The 3,414-nt window shown below is 49.6% G+C and carries 3 protein-coding genes and 1 pseudogene; 1 reads left to right on the top strand and 3 read right to left on the bottom strand.

Annotated features, from left to right (window positions below):
* Window positions 1-401: pseudogene (locus tag VB081_RS12850) on the bottom strand (sugar ABC transporter substrate-binding protein); the annotation flags it as partial.
* A gap of 388 nt (window positions 402-789) precedes the next feature.
* Between VB081_RS12850 and VB081_RS12845 the strand changes: the two are divergent.
* The gene (locus VB081_RS12845; RefSeq protein WP_323401179.1) at window positions 790-1,551 is read left to right on the top strand and encodes a DeoR/GlpR family DNA-binding transcription regulator; all 762 of its coding nucleotides are present in this window, start codon (window positions 790-792) and stop codon (window positions 1,549-1,551) included.
* A 90-nt stretch (window positions 1,552-1,641) separates the two neighbouring features.
* Here the strand turns inward: VB081_RS12845 and VB081_RS12840 are convergent, their stop codons facing one another.
* Together VB081_RS12840 and VB081_RS12835 are read right to left on the bottom strand one after the other, a co-directional pair.
* Window positions 1,642-2,211: a DUF1062 domain-containing protein gene (locus VB081_RS12840; protein ID WP_323401178.1), complete on the bottom strand. Its 570-nt coding sequence runs from the start codon at window positions 2,209-2,211 to the stop codon at window positions 1,642-1,644.
* Window positions 2,212-2,498: 287 nt separating this feature from the next.
* Window positions 2,499-3,414: sodium/proton-translocating pyrophosphatase (locus VB081_RS12835; protein ID WP_323401177.1), on the bottom strand; the 916-nt coding region annotated here is incomplete at its 5' end.

Genomic DNA, 3,414 nt, shown 5'->3' with positions numbered 1-3,414 from the left:
CCGTTCTCGTTGAAGGAGAACATGCACAGTCCGTCCACCTGCTCTGTTACGCACAGGTCGATGTTTGCCACTTCCTTGTCAACGTCATAGTCAGACGGCAGGATCATGACCTCCGCGCCGATCTCTTCCGCCGCATACTTGAAGCTGTCTGCAATCTCCACATACCAGTTCGCGTCCAGACCCGGAACGATAAACGCAAACGTCAGGCCGCTGCCATCCGCTTTTGCCTCTCCTTCAGGGCTTGCCGAAGCCTCCTGCGTCCCGGCAGGCGCTTCAGACGCTTTTTCATCGCTCTGCGATGCTGCCGGGGCAGAGGTTTCCGCCGCCGGAGCCGCACATCCTGCAAAGACGGTAACCACCATCAATACAGCGAGCATAAGACCTACCATTTTCTTTTTCATTTTCCATTTTTCGCATGAACTTCCCCCAAAAAGGGTGCATTCATACTATTCCTCCTTTTCTTTTTTATGGGAATTAAAAAAAATTTATTTTAATAGTGAAATTTTCTATTGTTTGTAGTAGGATAGATATATAGTAGAGTTTATAATCAATTGTCCATCTTCATATCTGTTGTATATGGTGAATTTCATTGACCATCTTTTTATGGTTTTATGATAGCACAAGAAAAAACATAAATCAATCCTAATTTTAAAATTTTTGTGTTTTTTTGTTCTTTTGAATTCTATTATTTTCCAAAAGCTTGAATATTTGCCGCAATAACGCTATACTGTACATAATTCGTGCATCAAAAAAACAACAACACTCATATTGTGTGGGAAGCGTATTTCTATGAATTCATCCGAGCGGCGCTTGAAAATCTATAATATCCTGATGGAAAACGAAACTGTAGACGTCAGTGAGCTATCTTCTCATTTTGACGTTTCCCCAATGACGATCCGCAGAGACCTTGCCATTTACGAAAAGCAGGGGATCCTGACGACAACATACGGTGGGGCATACTTAAACCGCGATATCCCGGAGGGTGTCAACATCTCTGCCGACGCCTCACAGCTTGACGACAATACGCGCAAGATCGGCATTGCCGCCGGAAAGCTGCTAAAAGCTGGGGATTCGGTATTCTTAGACAGCGGCGATATGACGACAGGCATCGTATACGGCATCAAAAACCTGCGCCTCACCATCATGACCAATTCGCTTGCGGCCGCAAATATCCTGCGCACCTTTCCCAAGGTAGAGCTGATCATTGCACCCGGCCCTTATAATGAAGATATCTGCGGGTTTTTGGGGAGCTCTACCATCGCTTTTATCCGCAAATATAATTTTGATGTAGCGGTCCTAAATGGGGAAAAGCTGGACACCGCCTACGGCCTTACCGTCAAAGATGAAACGTCCGCGCACTTAAAGGCGACGGCGCTCGATTGTGCCAAGCGCAATATTGTGATGATCAAAAGCGAAGACATCGACGATTCAGCATTTGCGCAGGTCGCCACGCTTCGCAAAATCAACCATATCGTAACGGATCGCGGGCTTTCCGAGGACGTAAAGGGTTCCTTAGAGCAGCGCGGCCCGCAGGTGATCCTTGCAGATTAACGGAATATTTATGTTCGTTTTTGTGCGATTCAACATCGAACAATCAAAAAAACGGCTGTGCTTAAAGCCTCAGCCGTTTTTTCTTATGCTTTATTTGGGGCTACACGTCCCCGCGATCAGTACGACAGCCTCACGCTGCAGCTTGCATTTGCGGACGTCTCCGCCATTTTCCAGACGGATCGCCCCACTTACTGCCATTTCTTCAAAGCTGCGCTTTGATATGGCAAGCTTTTCCCTGAGCAGTTTTGCTACCCTCTGCCTTAGGGGATATGCGCTCACGATCCTGACCGCTACATCCTGCGCAAAATCGACTGCGCTGCCGGCGATCTCATATCTTGGCATACCCGCAATCGCTCCGTTTCTTTCCAGAAGGCCGACGTCCATCGCGTATTTCCATACAAGGCTGCCGTCGTTTTTCATAAACCGTTCCAGCAGCTCCCTGCCTACGCTTTGCGGATTCACGCGCGAATAGATCGTCAGGTTCCACGTGCATCCGCAATGCACGCACTGATAGATCAGCCAGATATCCAACTGCTTTTGCTGTGCGTTGATGCGAAATGCCCCCGTCGGTATATACCCCGTAGGCCTGCCACATTTTGCGCAGTACCGTATTGCTTCAGGCGGCGAAAATATTTTCACCTCCCAAATGATTGTTTTCATATACTGTGTCCTTCCTGTTTGTATTTTCAGCAAAAAGGAAGCTGCAAACAGGCGGAACACATTCCGTCATAATTCTTTTCATAAATGACCTCCATAACAAAAAAACGCGGTCAGGCCAAACACCTGCCGCGGTAACAATTCCATCACAACAACGGGTTAAAAAATTACCATCGGCCGAATCTCCTTTCGAAATCATGCGTTTTTTATTTTACCATCCCAACCGGCATGTGTCAAAAAAAAGACGCCCGGTAAAAACCGGGCGTCCATATTCTTTGTTTCTTTTACAGCTATTGCAAAATGCCATACTGCATGATGACCGCAGCGAATACGACCGCTACCATAGACATCAGCTTGATGAGGATATTGAGGGACGGGCCGGACGTATCCTTGAACGGATCGCCTACCGTGTCGCCTACAACAGCCGCTTTATGCGCATCGCTGCCTTTGCCGCCATGTGCGCCGCCTTCAATATATTTCTTTGCGTTATCCCATGCGCCGCCCGAGTTAGACATCATGACCGCCAGCACAAAGCCGGAAGCCGTCGCGCCTGCAAGCATGCCGACTACGCCGTTCGCACCGAGGATCAGGCCAACGATGATCGGGGCAACAAAACCGAGGATCGCGGGCGCAAGCATCAGGTGCAGCGCGCTCTTTGTGCAGATATCCACACACGATTCATAATCTGGCTCGCCTTCGCCCGTCATGATACCTTTGATCGTCTTAAACTGCCTGCGTACCTCGACAACGATCTTCATCGCCGCCTTACCGACCGCGCTCATCGTCATAGACGAGAACAGGAACGGCAGCATTGCACCAATAATAAGACCCATCAGCACCGTCGGGTCAAGAATGCTCAAGGCTGACATCTGGATCTGGCACTGATCCGCAAACGCAGCAATGAGGGCAAGCGCTGTAAGAGCCGCACTGCCAATTGCAAAGCCTTTGCCCGTCGCAGCCGTCGTGTTTCCGAGCGAATCGAGAGCGTCCGTACGCTCACGCACGATCGGGTCTTCGCCAGCCATTTCCGCAAGGCCACCTGCGTTATCCGCAACCGGGCCGTATGCGTCTGTCGCCAGCGTGATGCCAAGCGTAGAAAGCATACCGACTGCCGAGATCGCAACACCGTAAAGCCCAACTTCAAACGTACCGCCATTGAGCGTACCGCCCGAAGCAAAATAGCTGATCAAAACACTTGCCGCCACC

This window comes from Christensenella sp., assembly GCF_034927525.1.
Taxonomy (GTDB): domain Bacteria; phylum Bacillota; class Clostridia; order Christensenellales; family Christensenellaceae; genus Christensenella.
The sequence above is the reverse complement of the archived record's forward strand: the minus strand, read 5'-3'. Positions and strand labels throughout refer to the sequence as shown.

Bases quoted from the DNA above. Each gene is read 5' to 3' on its own strand.
- VB081_RS12845 (WP_323401179.1), top strand. From the start codon at position 790: ATGAATTCATCCGAGCGGCGCTTGAAAATCTATAATATCCTGATGGAA.
- VB081_RS12840 (WP_323401178.1), bottom strand. From the start codon at position 2,211: ATGAAAACAATCATTTGGGAGGTGAAAATATTTTCGCCGCCTGAAGCA.